Raw genomic sequence first — 24387 nt, 5'->3', positions numbered from 1 at the left:
GGTCAATTCGAGTGCTCGGCGAATCCGACAATGAGCCACATGGCCCCCATCGCCGTACCGGTCGCCAACAATGCCAGGCCGCGACGGCGGGAGTGTGCCTGCGGGAGCACTTCTGCCGTGGCGAGATAGAGCAGGACGCCGGCAAAGTACCCAAGGTACAGTCCAGCGGTTTCCGGAGGAACAGTGAGGAAGATCGCCAATCCTGCACCAACGACTGGTGCGGCGGCGTCGGCGTACAGGACGTGGAAGGCACGTTTGCGTTCGTTGCCGTACGCGCTGGGAAGGGTGAAGGCATTGAACCCGTCGGCGAAGTCGTGCGCGATCACCGCCACGGCCACCGAGAGTCCGAGGCCGCCGCTGACTTGGAACGCCGTACCGATACCGAATCCGTCCAGCAGAGAATGGAACACCAAACCTCCGCCGGCGAGAAGGCCGAGCCGGCGAACGCTGTGCGAATGGACGGCGTATCCGCGCTCATGTCCCGGATGTGCGCCGAGCAGCCGTTCAAGGAGATGAAAGGTGAAGAAACCGGCGGCCACGGCGGGCATCGCTTCAGGGACTCCATGCCACGCCCCTCCGGTCAGTTCGAGCGCCTCGGGAATGAGGTCGAAAAACACCACTCCCAACATGAGACCGGCGGCCAGGGCCATGACCAGCTCTTTACCTCGGGTGAGATGGGCGGCGGTAACACCGCCCAGCAAGGTGGTGCCCGCTGATATCAAGCTGAAGAGAACGGGGCCGAGAACCGTCCATTCCAGGAAGGCAGTGAATCCACCCGGCATTATCTCAGTTCCTTCACAATGCGAACACTCCTCGATTATTGGCAATGGTTGTCGATAATAATACTGAGAGTATCGCTTTGATCGGAACTCGGTGCCCCACTGTGGACGATACGAATCACCCTCCAGCTTTACGCTGCGAACTGTTTTGGCCTACGGGGCAGGTTCAAACTCGAGGAAACATGTGGTACTCTTCATATTGTTGAGATCCATACGGGTTTCAACCTGGCTCAGGGAATGAAAAAGTTCTGGTTTCCTTTCTGTTTCCTTGCTGATGTGCGAGTGGCATTGATTGTCACTTGTGGTGGTGTTCTAAAGAGCCAGCGAAGGGATCGCGATTGGGTGTTGCGCGATCCCTTTTTCAAGCGCCCAAACGACGATCAGGAAACGTCCCGCAGTCCTCGTGACTCCGCCTCGTGCGCCTGATAGCTACGCAGCCAGACGTCGAACCGCACCGCGTCCATCGGGCGTGCGAAATGCCAGCCTTGGGCGATGTGACAGCCCCAGCTGCGCAGAAGATCGCGAGTCGAGTCGTCCTCAACTCCCTCGGCTACCACATTGAGATCAAGTGCCTTCGCCAAATCGATCGTCGACGAGACGATCGCGGCGTCGTCGCTGTCTTCAGTCAGGTTGGAGACAAAAAGGCGATCGATTTTGATTTCGCTGACCGGCAGACGTCTCAAATGCTGCATGGAGGAAAAACCCGTGCCAAAGTCGTCCAGACTGATCTGCACGCCGATGTCGGCGATCTTCTCTACGTTTCCCACCACCCGGCGTGGGTCGTCCATCAACGCGCTTTCGGTGATTTCCAGGCGCAGTTTACCGGCTTCCACCCCAAGTTCCTTCACACGCCCGGTCAGATAGTCGGTGAACTCGGCCGACTGCAGATCACGCACGCTCACATTGACCGCCATGCCGAGGTCGAATCCGTCGCGCTCCCACTCTTTCATCTGGCGTAGAGCAATCTCGACCACCCGTTCGGTCAACATACGCATGACCGAGGACTGTTCCGCTGCCGCGATCAATTCCGAAGGCTGGACGTGTCCTCGAGTGGGGTGGGTATATCGCAAGAGAGCTTCGGCCCCCACCACTCGCCCGTCGCGCAAGTCGATCTGAGGCTGGTAGAACAGTTCGACACCGGGGGTCCCACTACTTTCCAAAGCGCGACGTAGATCGGCGAGCAGGGTGATCCGCTCCGGCGAGGGATGGTCGAAGTCCGGAGTGTACCGCGTATACGTCGACGACCGTCGTTTGGCTTCGTACAGAGCTATATCGGCGTGCTGCAGAACGGTGTCGAAACCGTCACCGTCATCCGGGTAAACCGCGACCCCGACCGATCCGTCCACTTCAACGCTGAACTCACCCAATGAAATGGGAGCGTCCAAGGCGCCCTTCACGGCCCGAGCGCATTCCATCGGGTCGGTCATACCGTCCAGTTCCGACCACGCAAAGGCGAATTCGTCCCCACCGTGACGGGCCAACAATTTGCCCGGCACGTTCTCATTCACGAAACGCTGGGCGAGTTCACGCAGCACACGATCCCCGATGCCGTGTCCCAAGGCGTTGTTGATCTCGGAGAACCGGTCGACGTCGAGAACGACCACCGCTACTGCGGTCTCGGTCTCGGCGGCGTCCAGCAGCTTTCGTTCACACTCGCTTTGAAAGCCACGACGGTTGAGTAGACCGGTCAAGCTGTCGGTTTCGGCCTCACGTTCTCGCTGCGCCATGACGCGCAGGAGATAATGCAGGCCGAAAAGGGGAAGAGCCACGGTGACGACCATCCATACCGAGGTCGTGGCGGCCAAGGCGATGACCGGCGCGACGACGATCAGGAGCGAACGGAGTTTCCACTCTCCCTTCACCCACTTAACCCAATGACTCAACCAGCTGCCGCCCAGGCGAAGGGTCAACGCGCCGGAAACAAAGCTGTAACTGACGACCGACCACACCGCTCCGGAAGCGATAAGAGCGAGAATATGTGAGGGAGTATTGAGCCAGGTCGCACCACCTGCGAGCCAGTTCCAGACCACGGCCGCGGCAATGAGAGCCAGCGTGGTTTGACTCAAGTTGAACAGGGCCCGCAGCAGCGAAGATCGAACTCGAAAACCCACGATCGATATAGCGATCGCCTGCACGACCAGAGCCGGAATCAATCCCCAGGTAGCCAGCAGGGCAAGGACAAAGGATATCGAGACCAGGGAAGCGGCGGTACTGTGGATACCGCGCCATCGCAAAGGGTCGAATTCCGAAACAACGGCCACTACCGCGCACACGACGAAGGCCGCGGAGGCCGGCTGCAGGGCGGCCCAACTCGCATCGAGTGACAGGAGCGTCACGCCGACACCGAGAGCGGCGCCGATCCCCACCACGGCGAGATACAGGTAGTAGCGCCCGGGACTGTCGCTGGGCGCGGTATTCCGCATCAAGGTGGTCGCCATTTCTCCTCCTGCTGAACTCGTTCAAGTGCAGCCTTATTCGAAACCTCGCCGAGCCTACTGAGGAACACCCGGAACCCTTTGTAGGCGGACGGCATCGCCGAATAAGCTATTCACGGTATTTTCTTGTCTCCCTTATAAACACCACACTCACGACCAAACCCTTCCAGTGAGTTACGAAATAGTAACAATTGCAGCCATTTATAATGGTGAAGAGATATTATTATTTAATATGTCACATAGCGAATTTCAGACTACAACGACTCCGGGAAAAAACCACGCAAAACGATTGGAGTTGCGCGCGCCGACTCCAATCGTTACAATTTTGTTATCTTAGTGTTCCTTACTCGACTCCGGACTCGAGCAATCCGTCGAATCCGTCTGAGTCAACCACCGGCACACCGAGTTTCAGCGCCTTATCGTACTTCGAACCCGCTGATTCCCCTGCCACAACCACTGACGTCTTTTTCGATACCGACGAGGTCACCTTACCGCCACGCGCCTTCACCGCAGCGGCCGCACTGTCACGCGTATAGCCTTCCAGCGCTCCGGTAATAACGACGGTCGCGCCCGCCAAGGTTTGGGAGAGGCCACTGCCTTCGGTCTCAACGTCTTCACGCATTCGCACGCCGGCCGTACGCCAACAGTCCACAATATTACGATGCCAATCGACGGAAAACCATTCTTTAATTGCGGCGGCGATGGTGGGACCGACGCCGTCGATATCGGCAAGTTCCGCCTCATCCGCCTCCATCATCTTCTGAATGTCACCGAAGTATTCTGTCAATGCCTGCGCGGAAACCGGCCCCACATGGCGAATTGACAGAGCGTTGACCACACGCCAGAGGTTCTGTTCTTTTGCCTTTTCCAAATTGTCGAGCATTTGAATCGTCGTTTTCTTCGGCTCGCCCGTCTTGGTGGCGAAATAGGTGACGACCTTTTCGTTGCCCTCGGCGTCGTGCTTGGGCAAACCGGTATCGGGATCGCGTACCACGGTTTGAATGGGAAGCAGATCTTCCATACGAAGCGCGAACACTCCCGATTCATCGTCCAATACGCGCTGACTCGGATCCAACGGCTGTACCAGGGCCGCGCACGCCACATACCCCATACCGTCGACGTCGAAACACGAACGACCGGAAAGGAAGGCCAAACGCTCCCGCAGTTGCCCAGGGCACGACTGGGCGTTGGGGCAACGCAGATCCACATCCCCTTCAGCGGCAGGCGCCAGCGCGGTACCGCATTCGGGACAGGCCTCCGGCATTTCGAAGTCTCTCTCGTTTCCGGTACGGACCTGAGTAACCGGCCCGACCACTTCCGGAATCACGTCGCCGGCCTTCCGCACGACAACGAGATCGCCGATGAGAACCCCCTTGGCACGCACCTGGTCAGCATTGTGCAAGGTCGCAAACTCGACCTCGGAGCCGGCCACCCGAACCGGAGCCAGAACCGCGTACGGAGTCGCTCTTCCGGTACGCCCGATCGAGACTTTGACGTCCAGCAGCCGGGTATTGACCTCTTCGGGCGGGTACTTGTACGCCACCGCCCAGCGCGGGGCACGCGCGGTAGCACCGAGACGCTCCTGAGACGCGATGTCATCGATCTTCACCACGATTCCGTCGATCTCATGAATCAGACTGTGGCGGTTGTCCCCATAATGATCAATGTAATCGAATACCTCAGAAACGGAGTCCACGAGTTTCCAGTAAGGACTGGTCGGGATACCCCAGCTGTCGAGTGCACGATACGAATGCGACTGGCCGTCGGGTTCGAACCCCACATGCTCCCCGATGCCGTGTGCGATGAAGCTGAGCGGGCGGGAAGCGGTGACGGTGGCGTCCTTCTGCCGCAGGGAACCGGCGGCGGCATTGCGCGGGTTGGCGAAAACCGGACCGTCCACCTCGACCTGATGGGCGTTCAAAGCTTCGAAATCCTCGACGGCAATGTAGACCTCTCCCCTCACCTCGAGGCGCTCGGGAACCGGGTAATCACCGTCGGAGACCAGTCGTTGCGGCACCGCGCCGATCGTAGCGACATTGGCGGTAACGTCTTCGCCCGTCACACCGTCACCGCGCGTCGCCGCCGAGGTCAACCGCCCTTTGATATACAACAGATCCACGGCCAAACCGTCGATCTTCACCTCGCAGAGATACCGCGCGTCGGGAACGTGCGGCGTGACTCGATCGGCCCAAGCCCGCACCTCCGACTGTTCAAAGACGTCGTCGAGACTGAGCATTTTCTGCGGATGGCGCACTGGAGCGAAGGCGGTGGAGTAGGTACCCACCCGCTGACTGGGTGAATCGGCGTTGACCAACTCGGGAAACGCGGTTTCCAGCTCGATCAGTTCATGCATCAATCGGTCAAAAGCGGCGTCCGAAACCGTGGGGGCGTCGTCGACGTAGTAGCGACGACGGTGTTCGGTGATCTCGGCAGCAAGCTCCTCATGCCGTTCCTTGGCCTGTGTGAAGTCTTTTTCCTCGGCAGTCACCCCTCCATTGTGACATCAGGGTCCGACGGTCTCGCCTCGTTCCAGGCGGGTCGAACCCGGTATTCAATCAAGTCGATTCCGACAACTCGGGCACAAAAGGTCTCAGATTGACCGCCGCATCAGGCAATTCACGACCCTGCTAGGCTACTAGCCAAGCGGCTAGGATGCCGTCGGCGGCCACCCCATCGGCTACCGGTCGACATCCGAAGTCGACAACACTCACTTGCGAGAAGGAGTTCGCACCATGGCCGACAACACCTTCGCTCTCACCGGCGCCACGGTACTTCCGATTACCGGTGAGGCCGTCCCCAACGGAACCGTCGTGGTCGAAGACGGCGTCATCACCGCCGTCGGCGGCAGCGACACCTCGATTCCCTCCGGCACACCCACCCACGACGTCAACGGCAAATACGTCACCCCGGGCCTGGTCGACGCGCACACCCACCTGGGAGTACACGAAGAGGCCGCCGGAACGCAAGGCTCCGACGTCAACGAACTGACCGACCCCAATACCGCCGACGTTCGAGCTCTGGACGCCATCTTCCCCGCCGACATCGGATTCGACGACGCCCGCAGCGGCGGAGTTCTCACCGTCGGAATCATGCCCGGAAGCGGTAACATCGTCGGCGGTCAGGCCGTTGCGGTCAATACACACGGGCGAACCGTGGAAGAAATGCTTCTGCGTGAGCCCACCGGAGTGAAATCCGCCCTCGGCGAGAATCCCAAGCGCGTCTACGGCGGAAAGGACAAGAAGCCGTCCACCCGTCTCGGAAACGCCGCGATGTTGCGAAGCGCCTTCGTCGAGGCGGGCAATTACCTCGCCAAGATCGAAAACGCCGAGGACGAGAACACCGTCGAGCGCGATCTGCGCAATGAAATCATCGGCAAGGTACTCAAACGCGAGCTTCCCTGGCGACAGCATTCCCACCGTGCCGACGACATCGCCACCGCCATCCGAGTATCCGAAGAATTCGGCTACCGGCTCGTGATCGACCACGGCACCGAGGGCTACCTCATCGCCGACCTTCTGGCGGAGAAGAACATCCCCGTCGCCAACGGACCGCTCCTCACCTCCCGCAGCAAAATGGAGCTGCGCAATCGCACCCTGCGCGGCCCCGGACTACTGCATCAGGCGGGAGTCGAGGTTTCGATCATCACCGACCACCCGGTCATACCGATCAACCAGCTGATCACTCAGGTCATACTGTCGATCAAAGCCGGGCTTGACCGTGACTACGCTCTACGAACCGTCACCATCAACCCGGCGGCGATGATGGGCATCGACGACAAGGTCGGCTCCCTCGAATCCGGCAAACACGGCACCCTGTGCGTATGGTCCGGTGACCCACTGGACATTTACTCCGAAGTCGAGCGGGCCTTCATCAAGGGCACCGAAGTGGACACCTCCGGGGCCTAAAAAATCACACGGTCGTGCCCGGTCCGTCCCGGCACGGCCGTCAATTGTCCAGAGCCCGCCGCAACACTTCCGCCGTTTCGGTTGCCGTCTTCATCGCGGTCCTGGCTTCATGCGGTGCTCGACCGGCCAGCCCACAGCGCGGGGTCACCGTCGTTTGTGAAGCGATCAGGTCTTCGTTGAATCCCAGCATCGACCAGATTCGGCGCAAACGCGCGACCGGGACCTCGGTACGACGTTTCGGGTCGACCTCAACGGAAGCGTCGACCACACCGGCCAACAACGTCCGGCCCGAATCCAAGTACTCACCAATACGATCCAGGCCCTTTGCCTCTACGAATTCCGGCAGCGTCACATCTACGGCCGCCGCGCTCGCCCCACTGTCGGATACCGACTCCAGGTCGAAACCCGGTGCACAACAATGCAGTACGGTTTCCACTCCGACCGCCTCGATAACGTCGCGCAGGCGCGCCGTCACGACATCACGATCGATCGGGCGATAGAAACCCAGGCCGGACTCGTCACGTAGACGGCCCGACCGAACGGAGGGCAACGTTGGCTCATCCAATTGCAGCGACCATGTCGCTCCCGGGACGCGCTCTCGAAGCTGTTCCAGCAAACGTCCAAGGCCTTCCGCCAGGGATGCCGACACGTCGCGGACGGCCCCCGGATCGGCCACCATCGCGCCTCCCGAACGACGCCACAACTGCGAGGCGAGGGTCCACGGTCCGACCATCGTCACGCGCAGCGGTCCCGAATAATCGCTCCCGACCTCACCGAAGGCGTCCATGTCACGCTCCAGAAAATCGCGAGCGCGACTCAGATCCGTTCCCGGTCCGTCGGCAACCTGCCAGTAGCTTCCCCACCGTTGAAACGGCAGGTTCACCAGGGTCGCCACACCACGTCCGATCATCTCCGCGCCGACTCCCCGGTCGGGCAGTTCGGGTAGGTGTGGCCAGGTCAGCTCCCCCAGTACCAGGCGAGCGGCTTCATGCGGGTCGGTTCCGGGAAGCGATCCGATTCCCGTCGAGCTTCCTTTCGGCAGTTCAGACACCGGCACCCTCAAGTGATTCGGTCGATTCGATCGTTCCGGACGCCAATACCGCGTCGCCGTCGTCGGACGGTTCGTAGATCACCAGGGTTTGTCCGGTGGCGACTCCGTAGGCCGGTTCGTCGAGTTCGGCGGTCAGGCTGTCGTCGGTGACGGTGACGGTCGCCGGTACGGGCGCGCCGTGGGCGCGCAGCTGTACTTCGGCTCGGAACGGTTCGCTGCGCCGAGCGCTGAGCCAGACCGGCACCCCGGTGTGAATGCGTCCGATCCTGAGGGCGTCGCGCGGTCCGACTTCGACCTTGTTCTCCACCGGGGTGATGGAGAGAACGTAACGTGGTTTTCCGTCGGCGGCGGGGCGTTCCAGGCCGAGTCCGTGACGCTGCCCGATGGTGAACTGGTGAGCGCCGTCGTGGTTTCCGATGACGTCGCCGGTGGTGGAGTCCACGATGTCGCCTTCGCTGGTCCCAAGCTTCTTTTTGAGGAAGCCGGAGGTATCGCCGTTGGAGATGAAGCAGATGTCGTGGCTGTCGGGTTTGCGGGCGACGGCGAGGTCACGTTCCTCGGCTTCGGTACGAATGTCTGTTTTCAGAGTGTCGCCCAGAGGGAACATGGAATGTTCCAGCTGCACCGGGGTCAAGACACCGAGCACATAGGACTGGTCCTTGTCGGGGTCGATCGCGCGGCGTAGGAGGCCGTCGTCGCCCTTGCGGGCGTAGTGTCCGGTGACGACGGCATCGAAGCCAAGGGCGATGGCGCGGTCGAGCACGGCTTGGAACTTGATCTTCTCGTTGCACCGCAAGCAGGGATTGGGAGTGCGGCCGGCGGCGTATTCACTGTAGAAGTCCTCGACGACCTCTTCGTGGAAGCGTTCGGACATGTCCCAGATATAGAAGGGGATGCCGATGACGTCGGCGGCACGACGCGCGTCGCGACTGTCTTCGACCGTGCAGCATCCGCGTGCTCCGGTGCGATAGGTCTGGGGGTTTTTCGAGAGCGCCAGATGCACTCCGGTCACGTCGTGTCCGGCCTCGGCGGCGCGGGCGGCGGCAACTGCTGAATCTACTCCTCCGCTCATGGCGGCCAGTACTCGCTTGGGCATCGTTCTAGCTTAACCCGAAACTCAGCTGAGTCCAGCACTGCGGGCGCGTTTAACAGCGTCGGGGAGAGCGGCCGCCAAAGCGTCGATATCGTCCTGGGTGGTGGACCAGCCGAGGCTGAACCGCAGGGAGGAACGTGCGGTGTCTTCGCTGCGCCCCATGGCGAGTAGCACGTGCGAGGGCTGAGCTACTCCGGCGGAACACGCCGAGCCTGTGGCGCATTCGACGCCGGCGGCGTCCAGCAGCATGAGAAGGGCGTCACCCTCGCAGCCGGGGAAGGAGAAGTGCACGTTACCGGGCAAGCGGTTGACGGGGTCGCCGTTGAGTATGGCGTCGGGAGCGATCTGCTGGATGCGTTCGATCAGCTGATCGCGGAGCGCACTGAGGCGACGTTCTTCGGCTTCCTGTTCGGTGACGGCGAGATCCGCAGCCTTGGTCAAAGCACAAATGCCCGCTACATCCAGTGTGGAGGAACGAATGTCGCGTTCCTGCCCTCCGCCGTGGAGCAAAGGGGTGATGTCGGTGGCCCGTTTGAGAAGTAGTACCCCGCAACCGGTGGGGCCGCCGAGCTTGTGTCCGGAGAGCGAGAGCGCGGTGAGGCCGCTGTCGGAGAACGACATGGGAACGTGTCCGATCGCCTGGACGGCGTCGGCGTGTACCGGTATGCCGTGAGCGCCTGCGGCGGCGATGACGGGACCGAGATTCTGAATCGTACCGACTTCGTTGTTGGCCGACATCGTCGAGACGACGGTGACCTCGTCGGGGGCATTGTCGATGTCCGCGACCGCGGAGTCAACGTCGATATACGCCCGCTCGTCGACACCTACGGTGGTCACGTCCGCCTGTTCGTGATCGCGTAGCCATTCCACCACGTCCGAAACGGCGTGATGTTCGATGGAGGTGCTGAGAATACGATTGCGCCCGGATTCACGGCGCGCCCAGTGCAGGCCCTTGATCGCCAGATTATTGGCTTCGGTACCGGAACCGGTGAATACGATTTCGCTGGGCTTGGCTCCCAGAACCGCGCCCAACCGTTCTCTGGCCTCTTCCACCCTGCGCCGCGCCTCACGACCGGCGCGATGCAGAGAGGAGGCATTGCCAAGGTGCCGAGCGCAGTCAATATAGGTCTCCAGCGCTTCGGGGCGCATGGGGGTCGTCGCAGCGTGGTCCAGATATGCCATCGTCTCTCGCCAGTGTCTTCCCGTCGGGTTCAGTAGTCTCCGGTGACAATGTTAATGAGTGGTTCGCCCTCCGCGTATCGACGAATTTGATCGCCCACACGGACGTATTCCCGTTCCACCAGGTCATCGGTTGACCCGCCCACATGTGGCGTAATGATCACACCGTCCAAGTCCCACAGGGGGTGCCCTTCGGGTAGCGGTTCGGGATCGGTGACGTCGAGGGCGGCACGCAGTCGGCCGGTCTTCACTTCCTCGACCAAGGCATCAGTATCCACCACCGGTCCACGAGCGGCATTGACCAGCAGTGCACCGTCCTTCATCCGGGCGAGAAAGTCCGCGTCGGCCAGGTGTCGGGTGGCATCGGTCAACGGAACGTTCAATATGACCACATCGGCCTGCGGCAACAGCTCGTCGATGTGGTCGATGGAGTGGACGCCGGGCCGAGCCCGCCGGGCGACCTTGGTGATCGACACGTCGAGCGTCTCCAGGGTGCGAGCGACGTGTTCGCCGATGTCTCCGGCCCCCACGATCAACGCGTTCTTACGGGTGACGGTGGGAGTGAGTTGCGGTTTCCACACGTGCCGTTCCTGACGTCGGATGAAGGTATCGAACCGACGCAGACTGGAGAGAACCGCCGCCACCGTCCATTCCGTCGTGACGGCGGTGTGAGTACCGCGCGCATCGCAGAGCGTCACTCCGTCGGGGGTTCGTCCCACCCACACGTCCGCGCCCGCGCTCAGCAATTGGATCACCCGCAACCCGGGCATCCGTTTCAAGATGTTCGGAACGTCCTTCCCGGCCAGGAACGGCGGGACCCAGAAGTCGACTCCGGCGGGATCGGAGGGGAACGACTCACCCGTAAACGTCTCGACCGTGACGTCGGAGGGAAGGTCGCCGAGGTAACGGCGGCCCTTCCCGTGTGGAATCCAGACCAACATGGCGTTCAGAATACCTACCGCCAGGTGCCGGTTCGCACCTTCCAACCTTCACGGTCTCCGACGACACCGTCATCTCATCTACTAACCTTGAGGCATGCGCCGCGCCGTGAAAGCTTTGTTCCTCGCCCCGATCGTTCTGCTGAACGCCTGCGCGTTCGGCGATCCTCCCCCACCGGTCGCCGGACAACCACCTGATTTGCCGACTCCGGACACCGACCCCGAACTCCAGTCGTCGACCGTGGTCGCACCCGCCGCCAGTGAGGTTGACCAGCCCTCGGACATCGACTTTCTTCCCGATGGAACCGCCGTATTCATCGAACGTGAAACCGGAACCGTCTGGTCCATCGGCTACCAAGACGACAACAGCACCGCTGAGCCGGAGGAGGTCCTCCATCTCGACGACGTCAATGCCGAAGGCAGTGGCGGACTTCTGGCCGTAGCGGTATCACCCGAATTCGACGACGACGGGACGGTGTACCTGTACTATTCCACCGACGAGGACAATCGAGTGGTCGCGTGGGAGTGGGAGTCCGACGAACAACCCGAACCGATCCTCACCGGTATCTCCCACGGTTCCCAGCTCAACGGTGGTGCGTTGGAGTTCGGGCCCGAGGGTCTGCTCTGGGTCGGTACCGGCGACGCCGACTATCTCAGTGAAGCTCAAGACCCGGACAAACTCGGCGGAAAGCTGTTGCGCATCACCACCTCCGGCGAAGCGGCCGAAGGCAACCCCGACCCCGATTCCCCGGTTTATTCCCTGGGACACCGCAATATTCGCGCCATCGCCTTTCGGGACGGCGACCCCGAACCGGTCGTGTTGGAATCCAGCCCCAACCTCGACGACTATGTCAATCAAGTTCGCAAGGACGGTAACTACGGCTGGCCGCGTCTCGTCGAGGAATTCAATTCCGACGAATACCTCGAACCCATCGCGATTCGGGAATCACAGGTCGGTGAATGCGCGGGAGCGACCTTCATCGGCGATATGCTCGTCACCGCATGCCAACGTGGCCAGCGACTGTGGCTGGCCGACATCGACTCCGCCGGCGAAGAACTCACTGACGCGGCTGAACTGTTCATGAACGAATTCGGGCAACTGCATGCTTTGGCCATGGGCGACGACGGTCTGCTTTGGGCCGGCACCTATAACCGTGGCGACCAATGCGACAGCAGTATGGGGTGTTATCCGAATGAGGAAGACGACCGAATACTGCGGATCTCCCTCCCGGGCTACACCAGCGGAATAGGACTGACCTAAGTGAAAATATTCGATCTCCTGCCCTCGCCGAACCGTTTGCGCCGTTCGCGCACCTTGCGCATCGGGGTCTTGACCATTGCCCTGCTGGCGGTGGCTTTCGCTTCCTCCGCTCTTGCCAATTCGGCCCTTGGCAGAGTGGACGCACAGATCGGACCGTTCGACACGACCGTCAGCGTACGCCCCGACCTCGACGGAGGCACCAAGGTCGGGCTTTCTCCCCTGGGAAACGTCTATTTCGACAGTCACAACGGACCGTTGGGCGTGACGGTGGGCCTCAATACCGTCAATCCGCAGCAGGCCGAAATCCTGGTCAACGATCCGAATGGACTCAACAACGTTTCCGACGACATCGCCGGAGAGGTCAAGCAGGCTGTCATGTCCGCGGCGTTCACCGCTCTGGCCGCCTCGCTTGCGGTAGGGCTCGTCCTGGGAGGCATTCTATTCCGCCGCAACAGCAGAGCGCTCGTAACGGGACTGCTCGCCACCGCTCTCACCGGGGCTTCCCTTCTGAACGCCACGTCCAGCCTACGGCCCGAGTCCATTGCCGAACCCGGCTTCGACGGCGTTCTTGTTTACGCACCGGGTGTGGTAGGAGACGTCGAGTCCATTCCCGACAACTACGACAAACAACTGGACAACCTCCAGAAATTCGTCACCAACATATCCGGGCTCTATTCCGCCGCGACACGTCTCCCCTCGGAGGGAATCGACGACGATTCGATCCGGGTGCTTCACGTATCCGACCTCCATCTCAACCCCCTCGCCTGGGAATTGATATCTACTATTGTCGACCAATTCGGCATTGACGTTGTCGCCGATACCGGCGACATCAGTGACTACGGAAGCCAACAGGAAGCCGAGTTCTACACCGAACAGGTCACCGACGTCGACGCTCCCTACCTATGGGTCAAAGGAAATCACGATTCCACCACGACACAGGCCATCATGGAACGTTACGACAACGTCACCGTATTGGACGACGACATCACCGAAGTGGCCGGTCTGACCTTCGCCGGTGCCGCCGACCCCCGTTTCACCCCGGACAAGTCCGCACAACCCAGCGACGAATATGCCAAACAGATGCTGTTGGAATCGTCGCAGCGCCTGCGTAACCTCATCGACGCCGACGGCGAAGTGGACGTCGCCATGGTCCACGAACCCGCCATGGCACCCCCACTGGCCGGATCCACCCCGCTCGTGCTTGCCGGACACACACATCGACGGTCGGTCGAAGACCTCGGCGAAAACACCACCCTGATGATCTGCGGGTCAACCGGGGCGGCGGGATTGCGCAACTGGGAATCGGACGAGCCGATGAACATGGAGCTCGATGTTCTCTACTTCAACCCCGACTCGCAGGGCCTACGTGCCTATGACTCCATCTCGGTGAGCGCCCGCGATCAGACCGACATCTCCCTCAATCGAACCGTCATCCCCGATGACGAGCAACCGGAGGGAGCAGAGCCACCGGCCGAGGAGGAGAGCAGCAACGATTGACCGCTCTCTCAGGCGATCGCTTCCAACAGTCGCCCCAGGTGAGTGGCAACGGAATCGATTTCCGCACGCCCCTCGTCCCAATCAAGCGATTCCTCCGGCCAACGTGCCTGAATCACCACGACAAAACGATGGTCCGGTCCCACAAAACCCACGCTGTTCAAGGCCCGGTACGAATCCGAACAGCAGGCCCATCCCTGTTTGACCGCCCAGCCCAGGTCGGCCATACCGACCGGCACCCCAAAGTACTGATCGAAGCCGTCTTCTCCGGTCCGGGTGGTGTCGCGCATGGCGCGCACAATAACCTCACCGTGGTGATCGTCAAAGCCGTCCCCCACCAAAAACCGAAGCAAGGTGACCAAATCCGAGGCGGTCGTCTCGGTATGCCCCCACCACATTGGATCGTCCGGGGGACGAGTATCGTGCAGCTCCAGCGAATCGGCCCATCGACGAACGATCTCGTCGCTGCCCGCCTCGTACCACATCCGACTGGCTTCATGGTCGTGGCTGGTGGACAGCATCTCCGAGACGTCCGATTCAGAAACGCCGACCGACAAGGCCTCCAAAGCGATCAGAATCTTGACGACCGACTGCATGCGGAACGAACGATCATGCCCGCGTTTCACCACCGCCTCTGAATCACGGCGGTCATAAACGGCAACGCCCCAATCACCGACGGAATCGTTCACAACCCTTGCGAAATCCCGATAAGCCTCCGTCGCCTCCGCATTGAAGCCCCCTTCCAATCCGGAAACCTCCTCGGCTCCAAGCCCATGCGGCGGCACCTCAACCTGAGGGCCACCGGGAACATCGCTGGACGACAGCAACAATGCCATCACCAGCACAAGGGACACAACGATGAACCGATACCGGGGCACAAGCGGGAAGGTCATGCGTTCAGTGTGCCCCGGGACAAATCCGAAGTAGCTTCGATCACGTCCGAGTATGACCTGTCACAAAGCGACACTCAAGGCGCTGAGGTGATTACCGTCCCAGTACCAAGCGTGCCTGCACCGGCCAGTGGTCCGAAGGAGGACATTGTCCCTCTACATCGGTATTAATGGCGATCGCCTCCACCCGCACATCGGACGTCACCGCAATCCAATCGATGCGACTACCCTCCATAGTGGGCTCACGCTCCCAGGAATTGAAGGTCTTCCACTCGGGCGTCAATCGCTCCTCGGCTACATCCCAGGCGTCTTCAAGCACACCCGAGGTCACAATCCCATGCGTCTTCGACACCTGCCCATGATTGAAGTCGCCGGTGACGACCACGGGACAATCAGCGTCAGCGGCTATATCGGCGAGCACCCGAGCGCTCTCGTGCCGCGATTTGATCGAACGATTGTCCAAATGAGTGTTGGCCAGCAAAAACTCACCACCACCGGAACGCTCACACAGGCGGACCACGGTCACCATGCGCGGGAGACGATTACCCCAACTGCGCGACCCCACCGATTCCGGCCGATCCGAAAGCCACCGATGGCGATACCACACCAATCGATAGCGGCGCCTGTCCCAGAGGACCGCGACCGTCTCGTCATTCCGTTGCGAACTGCGAGGATGGGCCGCCACATCAAAATCCGGAAAAGCCTTGAGAAGAGAAGAAACCTGCCGACTGCGGGCCTCTTGGAGACAGAGAATATCGGGTAGTTCGCGTGCGACGAGGGCACTGATCATACGACGCCGCCGCCACCATTGCTTTTTCAGGGAAAACCACTCTTGGTAAAAATGCGGAGGTACCGAACGGCGCACGTTATAGGTCATCACCTGAAATTGCGGCGGCCGACAAGGCCCGATCATCGGTTTCATGCTCGTACACCGGGGTCTTGGAGGAGGTGAGTAGCCTCCAAGACCCCCTATGCCCTATATCCTAACTTAGTATAGCCTAACCTAACTTATTTGTGTATCGGGGTTCGCTCACCACCGCAATAGGGCCGCCACACCCGTTGTGTCCTCGGGAAGCTTCGAATTGCCTCCCAAAATAGCGACCTCGGCGTCGGAGGCCACCGCCGATTCGATCATCTCCTCACCGAGCCGCGCCTTCTCCACGGCTTTGGCCTGCTCCTCATCTTCGATGGCAATACCGTCCGCCAATACGTAACCCGGGCTGATCGTCTGACCACTCCAGACCGAGTCGCGTTCCAGGAGAAGCCGTTCCACTCGACCTTCCTGTAGAGCCTCAAGCACCTGTTCACTACCTGCGGCACGCCGACGTGGCGCCTCCATGTAACGCTCGATCAATGCGTCGTCCCTGTTCTGGCGGGCAGCAGCCAACTCCGGAGCCACGGCGTCGCCCACCTGCGGGGCGGTAAAATGCCCCAGGACCAGTTGTGAGGGCACGACCTTCGGTTTGATGCGGTTCTTATCGAAATGCTTGGTCGTCGCTTCGACCAGCTCCGGCTCCCCGCTGATGACGATGTACTCCCAGCCGTAGCGTTCGGCGTAATGCGACAAAGTGGTATGTGTCGCCGCGAGGAATTTCTGCAGGTGCTCGGCGACCTTGTAGTCAAAGAGATCGTACTGGGGAGAGGAGCTCTGTGTTGTGCGCCCACCCGCGAAGCTACGGGCTTTGACCGGCCCTTGCAACTTCCGCCATTCCCCTGTATCCAGGATAAACTCTAGTTCGTCGATTTCCTCGGACATGCAGAACCGGTGGTCCAGAACCCGCATACCCTTGCCGTCCACTACGACGACTCCCGCGGGCGACCCTTCCGCCCACGCGCCCACCATCGGACTGATATGAGCACGGTTGGACAGCGCGATCCGATCGGTCAGGGCATTCTGCATCTCGACGTTGACGGTCTCGCCGTCGCTGAGAGCCACAAACAGGGCACGTCCCCTACCTGGCGACGAGGGCCGCACCAAGCGCTCTAGGTCGATACTGAGACTGTCCAGCCTTTTGACGAGGGTTTTACGAAGTTCGTTGTCGGTGGATTCAACCAGACGCTTCAGCCCGTGTTCCACTCGAGTGGCCCAGGGAGGCTGTGTCGCCTCCTGCTTAGGATCTGCGTTGACGTATATGGAAAGTACCCCGAGGTCGTCATACATCGAAACCAGACGCCGACGCGTCTGTGCGTCCATTGGCATAGAGTGCCTCCTTGAAACGGCTCTGTTCCGATTATCGTAAGCCTGTTGGAGAGTCGGCGGGTAGGTTTCGGTTTTCTTACGTCTAGCTCTACTGTCATATGCCCGGCACTTGTTGCCTCGTCATATCCAATACGGCAAGGCGCTTGAGATCAATCGGCTCGCCGAACGCCGAGCGGCGTTGCACCTTGGGGCAACGGCACACGGTCCACCGTAAAATCCACTCCGAAGTACGTCGGAGGGATAGCCGTAACTCCGCGCAACTGCGCCGAGTTACGGGCAACACGTCTCCCCGACCCCATGCCCGAGCTCGGAACCAAAATACTGTAAACTGAATGTCGTCGCAGCGAGCGACGAAGTGCAAGGGTGTTTAGCTCAGCGGTAGAGCGCTGCTCTTACAAAGCAGTGGTCACTGGTTCGATCCCAGTAGCACCCACCAGGTAAAGCACCCCCGAGAGTGCTTATTCTCGGGGGTGGTGCAGCTGGAAAGTGCAGCCAGAACTAGTTATTAAAAAGATCAGCGAGTTTATCCACAGCTTCCCTCATTTTGCTTTTTCGCGATTTGGTGTAAATATTCATGGTCAGCATGAAGTTGCTATGCCTAAGAATCGCCATGATATCGCGAGGATGGACCCCAAGCTCCACGAGCATTGATCCGCAGGTTTTACGACCGGCGTGCACCGTGATACGCCGAACGCCAGCTCTATTACATCGATTTTCCCAACTTCGGTTGAAGTTTCTTGGTTCGATGGGAGTTCCGAACTTGGTCGTGAATATCAATCCCCGTGAATCTTGCCAGACTTCGCCAGCAGCAGCACGTTCACCGCTCTGTTTTCCCCACCGCCGTTTAAGCGCTGACATGGTTGGTTGAGCCAATGGAATTGTTGCTCTGGACGCTTTCGATTTGACCTTCTTGTGCCGCAGTTTTTGGCCAGAACGCTGAAGCTGTCTACGAACGGAGTACTCTTCATCATCCCAGTTGACGCGATTCCAGGTGGCCCCTAGAACTTCCCCTTTCCTCATTCCCTGAAAAATAACCATCACGTAAGCTTCGAACATCGGGTCGTCGTCTTCGAACGCTGACTGTAGAAACTGAGCCGCTTCCTCCACTTCCCATGGGTCTGTTTTACTAATCAGCTCCTCAAAGCCCTCATCATCTTCGTCATCGATATCGTCATCCCAACTCGCCAAGGTTATATTCTCAGCAATATTCCTAACTGAGTACCCTTCTGCCAGGGATTCTGCATGATTGAGGAAGGCTCGTAGCGTTGCCCTGACAGTCTTGGCATACCCAAGAGACACTCGGTCGTCACAACACTTACCTACTGAGCAACATCGTTTCGGTGCCCGCCTCTTCAGGTCCTTTCCAAGCCGACAGCACTGGCATTCACGACGGATTTCATTCATCCACTCCTGACCACGTCGCTTGCTCAAACTATCAATCTTGAACTCCCCAAGATATGGGATAATGTATAGCCGACCATGTATTTCGTATTTCTCATACGTAGATGGTTCTCTGTTCGGCTTTATCACCTCATCAAGCCAGTACATATACTCGGCTTCAATTGAAGGAATCGAGTCAGCGACGGGTCCACTTGCTGCTGTGTCTTTAAGGTCCATCCACCGTTGATGAAGCGCATCGTAATCATCGCCTCCAGCAAGATATTTGCGCCGCAACCGACCCGAGGGCGTTGTAACGTACACATACGCACGCCAGCCCTTATCAGGAGTGTGGTATATCGACCCGTCTCCTGGTTTCTTAACAGCTTTCCGTACCACGGGATACATCCTTCTCTTCTAGCTCTACTACTGAATTGATGTACTGGTCGATCCATTCAGGGAGTATTCGAACGTTGCGTCCATCCTTGACAGACTTGAGTCGCCCAGCTCGAATGAGCCGCTTTACTTTGGAGACACTGAATTCGAGTGCTACAGCGGACTGGGGAATCGAATACCACCGTGGCTGAATAACGTCCTGTTCCCCCCGCTGTGGAGGACGAGGTGACACTGGGCGATTGGTTTGCTTGAGTCGTTTTCGAGGTATCGACGCTTTAGAGTAGGAATTGGCAACATCATGTGCCATGATGAGGTGTCCTTCCATGTGGAGGGCAGCTCTCAGCACCGGGTTGTAGGAATTGCTGGTGCTGAGAGCGTTGCCTGGCGTGTTTTTCCTGGTGAAATGAAAAAGCCGCCTCATGGGCGGCTGGTTGGTGAAGCTGTTTTTCGTGTTTATTCGTCGGGGCCTCCTGGTGCTTGTCGACATCCCATACAGTCAGGTCCGTGTTGGCCGATATTGGACGCGATCCACCATTGGCAGGACGCTACGTCGGTGTGGGGTACGGATACCAGAGGTGGGGCGGATTTTACACCCGCCACACCCGCCAAGGCTTCTTTTTCCTGGTCATCCCGGCGGGTATCGGTGGCGGTGGGAGACCCGCCGACACCCGTGTCCCCCGCGTTGTCACCCGCCAAACCCCCGCCCCGCGACGAGTTCGGGGCGGTAATGGCCCATTTGACGACCTTTTCTTTGTTCGCTCCGCCGTCATTATCGATCGCCCAACCCGTTTTGCGCATCACTGGAGCCTGGCGTTTCAGGCGTTGGGTGACTTGACGAGCCGTCGTCGGCCACCGTTTATCGTGCGGGCGTTCATCAGTCTCGTCGTCCAACAACGCCAACAGTTCGGAAGCAGTCCCCATAAACTCACCACCATTGCCCAGGATTGTCTTGGCAGTCGTGCTAATGAACGGGTCGGCCGACAGCGAATCGCCTGCCAACGTCGCTTGCTTGTTCACATACGTGGTGAGACCGTGAGTGGAACAGACACGGTCAACAGCAGCGAGAACAATAGCGAAATCGGCCATCCGGGGTTTCTTCGCCAAGGTTATGGACGGCACTTCGGCCCTCACCCGGGCGACAAGATCCAACAGTGCCCCCAACAGGCGCGGGTGGGCGGCGGTCCATTTATCTCCCATGGTCGTCTCGTCCAACCGCTGGTCTTCTGCGATCGGTTCCAACTCCACTGGAATCATACGGTCGGCCAGGTCGCCGGCAACGGCACCGAGGTCGATACCGTTCAGCACAACCGCACGCCGGAAGGCGAAGACCGAGTGCTCTCCGTCGGTGTAGAGGCGTCGGCGGACATCACCATCACCTGTAACGGCACGGCAAATGGTGTCCGACAGCCAGTGCGGAATAACGGATAGATTGTCCAGGCCCACCACCCAGGAGCCGGCAGCAGCGGTCACCCACGCTTCTTTATCACTGGGTGCGGTGCGCACCGGAACCGGCGACGGGTCCAGCAGCGACACCAACAGCTTCTCTGCCGTGGTTTTACCAGTCCCTTGTTCACCGGTGATCGACAGGACCGGGTGAGGAATCCGCGGGAAAAACGCCGCCACCAACCAGGCGAGGAGCAACGGTTTGTCAGCGTCGGTGACGTTCAGCCACTCCCACAGTTCCGAAAGGTCACCACCGCGTTCGGGCTGTGGGAGAGGCGAGTTCAGAGCGGTACGGCGGAAATGCACGGGTGGCTGGTCGGCAACGGCCCACCGCCCGTCGCGGATACGGATCGCCTGACCGGTCGTGTCGCCCAGGTCCACCCACATATCCTCCTCGTGCTCGGCAACCCTGAGGTGAAGCTCTTCTTCCCGCTCACGCCCCGCTAGTCCTTCGGCGATCATGAGCGCATCTGACAGCGCCTGCCCGGAGGCGGCTTTGCCGTACCGCTCGAAGTACTCCAACGCGAGCATGGCGCGCAGCGAGGTGCGTCCCCCGCGCAACATACGAACCACATGCGGCCCCGTTTTAGGGACCGCGAAAGTATCGCCGCCTTCGGAGAGCCGGAAATCGTACATTTCGCGGGCGATGTTGACCAACACCGTCGATGCCGACGGCGCTGCGGGCGCTTTTCCGTTCGAACTATCGCTCGCAGTCTTGCTGGGTGCCTGATCGTCGTCGACTTCGGCGGGGTGTGGTGCCTCGACGATCGCGGCTGGTATATCGAAATCCTGGCCATTGAGATGTTGCGTCATATAGTATCCTTGAATCAGTTCGTTGGGCCGCCGACGCCAAGTGAACGTTTGCGTCGGCGGCTTTTTCTGTACCCACACCGGCCCGGCTGGACTAAATCTGGTGCCGAGTGGAGTGGGAAGCGTGGATGAGGGCCGTTGAACGGCCTTGCCTGGTATTTCTGGGGTGGGTTGACCCTAGGGCGGTGCGTCAACGGCGCTGAGAATCGCTCTCAGGAGGTTTTGTTTCCCCAGGTCACAGCGCTAATAAAGGTGGGTTAGGTGTGTGGTCCGGTGCGTGGGTGTTTGGCGCCTCGACGGAACCCGGAGGTGATGGTTTTGTCGATTCCGGCCAGACCACAGGCGGTTCCACCGCCTCGCCCGCTGTCAGCGTCGAGCCCGCAGGCAATAGCTGCGTTGGTCAACGCCGACCGTGCTTCCGCCTCGTCGAGGAGGCCGCCGGCGACGAGTTGGCCGATCGATTCGGCTCCACCGCCCAGCGTGTTATTGCGGTGTCCTGGGTGAGCGGCAGCTATTTTCTCAACGGTCGAGTCCAGCGCTTTGTGGGCATAACGTTTGAGGCGACTGTTACTGCCTTTGCCGACGGCGGTCAGCGACCGCTGGGCCGGAACCGATTCACCACCCCGTGGTGTTTCAGCCTCCGACAAGGCACGGAGAAACGTCCGCGTCCATTCGGGCAGTGGCGCCGCGTCTTCTTTGTTCGCTAGTTGGTAGGACGTGCCCTGCACGGTTGATCCGGGTCCGACCACGTAGCCTCCACTGGCACGGGTGTCGACGAAGGGGCACAACCGCCCGGTGGTGTTTCGCAACGGGCGATCGCCATTCCGTTGTTGGTAGTAGAAATGCCATCCACCGGAGGCCGTTTGGACGGTGAACGTGTGCGGCCACGCGGTCTCGCCCCACGCCTCCGCCAGGGCGAGGAAGCGTTCCACGCCGGGCATAGGACCATGCGGGTACGAACCATGTCTATCTGGTTTGGCGAGGTCGCAATCGACCACGACGAGTCCAGCAGGGCCGCACGCCACCCCGTAGTTCGCTGTCGGTATTTGCTCCCACCAGGCGCGTATTCGTGCTGGGTCGGTGGTCGCGGTCGTTTCCCAATCGGAGAGGGCCGGGCGTTTCTCGCCCGGCCTGAGGGGGAATACCGGCCATCCGCGTCGAGCGGCGGCCAAGACCCAATCAACGATCGGGCGTGGTTTCATCTCCTGTTCCGACGGTGCGGTGTTGGTGGGAGACATGGTGGATGATGCAGGCATGACAGTCACTCCTCACTAGGACGCGATCAATGGCGCTACTGCGCCAGGACATAAGAAAAGCCCCGCCCGTGCGGTACGGGAAGGGCTAGGCGTGCGTACGTTCGCAGCGCTACGAAACTCAGTAGAACGGGTTGAGGACTGGACTCCCTTACGTTCATATAGCCCCGAATGTAAGCGGTACGCAGCGGTTTAACGCGGTTGGCCATTGCCGGGGCGGGAGACAAGAAAAACCAGGACGCGTAGCGTTCCTGGCTAAAGACTGATACGAGCGACAAGAGTGTCCGGTGTGGCCCGGTTGCGCCCGTATACGTCCAGTATAAACTCCAGCACCAAATCAAAATACGACGGAAATGCAAGGGGGATAGGGGAAAGTGTCTCACGACATTGCTGTAGATACTTCTCTATAGCTCAGCAGTACGCTCCACAACGCCTCTATGAGCAGTGACGACAATCACTTTCAAATCGGATTGAACTCGTGAGCCTTCGGATCGAGCTGCACCACTCTTAACCCGGGGAAATGTCTTTCTCTTAATCTCCGGGCTCCTGGAAGGAGGCTGCCCGCCGCTAAGGCGGCGGTGCGGCTACAAGGCAACGGCAGAAGAATGGCCCTCATGACCAACGGCGAAAAGACTGAAGCCAACGGCAGAAGGACTCGCTCAACGGCGAAAGGATCATCCTCTTAGGTTGAGGCATCAGGTCTGATATCGAAGAGTTTCGAACCTATAGGCTATGGGGTTTGCAAATGGGGTCAGCCTTCCACGGCTGACCCCATTTTTGAATCGTTGGGCGTAGGCCATAGATTGAGGGATTTGGGTTTTCGCCGTGGGTATTGGTGACTGATGACGATGCCGATGGGCGATGATCGTGGCGCGCTACGCTGCCGCCCTGGAGGGGCGGCGCTTCGCGCTCATCGATGCCGATGGGCGACGTCGCTAGTATTTAATGACCTTCGGTCAAGTATAAAACGGGATCAGAAACTGTCAAGGAAAAGTGCTGATATTCACTCGCCTGTTTCCTTGGGGCACTGGTCAATGCTACAAACGACAGTTGCGGTGGTTGCCGGTCTTTGCCCCTAGCCAAGGGCTGCGTTACCATTTCGTGACCACGATTATGGGTCATTCGCTCCGCCGTGGCTTCGAACGGACTCGCACCTATAGCCACCCAACGGATAAGCTGAACGGCCACTGTCGGGCTTCCCTCGTGGTCCGGCCATCATGGTCGCGATGGCAATAGCCTTGGGGCCGTTGGCCCTGATGCGCAGCATTGAAACCGAGGGACCGCCTTCGTGGATACCGCACTGTTTAGCGAGGTCATCGGGGTCGAAACCGTGGCAGAGCCTCAGCTGCTACGACGTGGCGGTGCGCTGACACAGCGTGAGGGGTCATACCCCCAGGTCCACCCCTCCCGACCTGTATATTCACCTGTTGCCTGCGGAAACGCTCATTTTCGTTTTCGGTTCGTTCATTGCTTCAAACCAATTGTTTAAGTAGGTAAGGGGTCTAATTCTCGGCGGTCGGTCTGGTTTGTTTCGTGTGCCCCTTGGTGTTCACCTGAGGTAGCCGTAGGGGCGCGTGTATCCGCATGCCCGCGTGAGGTACTGGCTTGTCCGTTTCCTCCCAAATTCCTGATGCCAGGAAGTGTGTGCCTGCACGAAGGTCAGCGCGTGAAGTCGGACCTCCGTTTACACGCACGCGTGGGGTATTCGCATTGTGAGTACCCTTGGAGGCCAGGTATGTCCCCACTGGGCTTGTAAGGACGAATTTCAACCTGACATATTCTGGCAGCTCTGCGACCGAATGCCGCTCAGCGTTGACGTGCCTCCTAGTGAAGGCAAAGCGATCGGTGCCTTCATTCGATGGAGAAACCAAAGAGCAAGACCG

The 24387-nt window shown here is 59.8% G+C and carries 17 protein-coding genes and 1 tRNA gene; 4 read left to right on the top strand and 14 right to left on the bottom strand.

The window, feature by feature from the left end; genetic code table 11:
• Nucleotides 1-2: 2 nt before the first annotated feature.
• From HALAL_RS0112280 to ligA, 3 genes are all read right to left on the bottom strand, one after another.
• Entirely contained in the window at nt 3-782 is a 780-nt protein-coding gene (locus HALAL_RS0112280) for a ZIP family metal transporter (protein WP_025274285.1), read from the bottom strand.
• A 377-nt stretch (nt 783-1159) separates the two neighbouring features.
• On the bottom strand, nt 1160-3217 hold the full coding sequence (locus HALAL_RS0112275) for a putative bifunctional diguanylate cyclase/phosphodiesterase (protein WP_025274284.1): 2058 nt from the start codon (nt 3215-3217) through the stop codon (nt 1160-1162).
• Between the two features lie 340 nt (nt 3218-3557).
• Nucleotides 3558-5702, bottom strand: a complete 2145-nt coding sequence (ligA, locus tag HALAL_RS0112270; RefSeq protein ID WP_025274283.1) for an NAD-dependent DNA ligase LigA — start codon at nt 5700-5702, stop codon at nt 3558-3560.
• Between the two features lie 244 nt (nt 5703-5946).
• Between ligA and HALAL_RS0112265 the strand changes: the two genes are divergently transcribed.
• Nucleotides 5947-7119, top strand: a complete 1173-nt coding sequence (locus HALAL_RS0112265; protein WP_025274282.1) for an amidohydrolase — start codon at nt 5947-5949, stop codon at nt 7117-7119.
• A gap of 40 nt (nt 7120-7159) precedes the next feature.
• Here HALAL_RS0112265 and HALAL_RS0112260 read toward each other — a convergent pair whose 3' ends face one another.
• From HALAL_RS0112260 to HALAL_RS0112245, 4 genes are read right to left on the bottom strand one after another with little or no spacing between them, the layout of a single operon-like run.
• Nucleotides 7160-8170 (bottom strand): uroporphyrinogen decarboxylase/cobalamine-independent methonine synthase family protein, encoded by a 1011-nt coding sequence (locus tag HALAL_RS0112260; protein ID WP_025274281.1) that lies wholly within the window; start codon nt 8168-8170, stop codon nt 7160-7162.
• Complete coding sequence (gene mnmA / locus HALAL_RS0112255; RefSeq protein WP_025274280.1) at nt 8163-9266, bottom strand: tRNA 2-thiouridine(34) synthase MnmA; 1104 nt, start codon at nt 9264-9266, stop codon at nt 8163-8165. Before mnmA ends, HALAL_RS0112260 begins: the two co-directional genes overlap by 8 nt.
• 21 nt (nt 9267-9287) lie before the next feature.
• A complete protein-coding gene (locus HALAL_RS0112250) occupies nt 9288-10445 on the bottom strand; it encodes a cysteine desulfurase family protein (RefSeq protein WP_025274279.1) in 1158 nt (385 codons plus the stop codon).
• Nucleotides 10446-10474: 29 nt separating this feature from the next.
• Complete coding sequence (locus HALAL_RS0112245) at nt 10475-11383, bottom strand: 2-hydroxyacid dehydrogenase (protein WP_025274278.1); 909 nt, start codon at nt 11381-11383, stop codon at nt 10475-10477.
• Nucleotides 11384-11477: 94 nt separating this feature from the next.
• Between HALAL_RS0112245 and HALAL_RS0112240 the strand changes: the two genes are divergently transcribed.
• Complete coding sequence (locus tag HALAL_RS0112240; protein ID WP_025274277.1) at nt 11478-12641, top strand: PQQ-dependent sugar dehydrogenase; 1164 nt, start codon at nt 11478-11480, stop codon at nt 12639-12641.
• On the top strand, nt 12642-14138 hold the full coding sequence (locus tag HALAL_RS0112235; protein ID WP_025274276.1) for a metallophosphoesterase family protein: 1497 nt from the start codon (nt 12642-12644) through the stop codon (nt 14136-14138).
• Nucleotides 14139-14146: 8 nt separating this feature from the next.
• Here the strand turns inward: HALAL_RS0112235 and HALAL_RS16965 are convergent, their stop codons facing one another.
• The 3 genes from HALAL_RS16965 to HALAL_RS0112220 form a co-directional block, all read right to left on the bottom strand.
• Nucleotides 14147-15028 carry a serine hydrolase gene (locus HALAL_RS16965; RefSeq protein WP_025274275.1) on the bottom strand — a complete coding sequence of 294 codons (882 nt, stop codon included), beginning with the start codon at nt 15026-15028 and terminating at the stop codon, nt 14147-14149.
• Between the two features lie 91 nt (nt 15029-15119).
• Nucleotides 15120-15902, bottom strand: coding sequence for an endonuclease/exonuclease/phosphatase family protein (locus HALAL_RS0112225; RefSeq protein ID WP_051462937.1), 783 nt, complete (start codon nt 15900-15902; stop codon nt 15120-15122).
• A 153-nt stretch (nt 15903-16055) separates the two neighbouring features.
• A complete protein-coding gene (locus HALAL_RS0112220; protein ID WP_156937737.1) occupies nt 16056-17225 on the bottom strand; it encodes a VLRF1 family aeRF1-type release factor in 1170 nt (389 codons plus the stop codon).
• Nucleotides 17226-17586: 361 nt separating this feature from the next.
• Here HALAL_RS0112220 and HALAL_RS0112215 point away from each other — a divergent pair.
• Nucleotides 17587-17661: transfer RNA gene (locus HALAL_RS0112215), tRNA-Val, on the top strand.
• A gap of 62 nt (nt 17662-17723) precedes the next feature.
• On the opposite strand, the gene HALAL_RS18230 is transcribed toward HALAL_RS0112215, so the two are convergent.
• From HALAL_RS18230 to HALAL_RS0112200, 4 genes are all read right to left on the bottom strand, one after another.
• Nucleotides 17724-19001 carry a tyrosine-type recombinase/integrase gene (locus HALAL_RS18230; RefSeq protein ID WP_025274272.1) on the bottom strand — a complete coding sequence of 426 codons (1278 nt, stop codon included), beginning with the start codon at nt 18999-19001 and terminating at the stop codon, nt 17724-17726.
• Nucleotides 18982-19305, bottom strand: a complete 324-nt coding sequence (locus HALAL_RS19345) for a helix-turn-helix domain-containing protein (RefSeq protein ID WP_156937736.1) — start codon at nt 19303-19305, stop codon at nt 18982-18984. Before HALAL_RS19345 ends, HALAL_RS18230 begins: the two co-directional genes overlap by 20 nt.
• Nucleotides 19306-19451: 146 nt before the next feature.
• On the bottom strand, nt 19452-21254 hold the full coding sequence (locus HALAL_RS0112205) for a hypothetical protein (RefSeq protein ID WP_025274271.1): 1803 nt from the start codon (nt 21252-21254) through the stop codon (nt 19452-19454).
• 254 nt (nt 21255-21508) lie between these two features.
• A complete protein-coding gene (locus tag HALAL_RS0112200) occupies nt 21509-22507 on the bottom strand; it encodes a bifunctional DNA primase/polymerase (protein WP_084471996.1) in 999 nt (332 codons plus the stop codon).
• Nucleotides 22508-24387: the final 1880 nt, after the last annotated feature.

This window comes from Haloglycomyces albus DSM 45210 (assembly GCF_000527155.1).
Lineage (GTDB): Bacteria > Actinomycetota > Actinomycetes > Mycobacteriales > Micromonosporaceae > Haloglycomyces > Haloglycomyces albus.
This window is presented reverse-complemented; position numbering and strand designations above follow the sequence as displayed.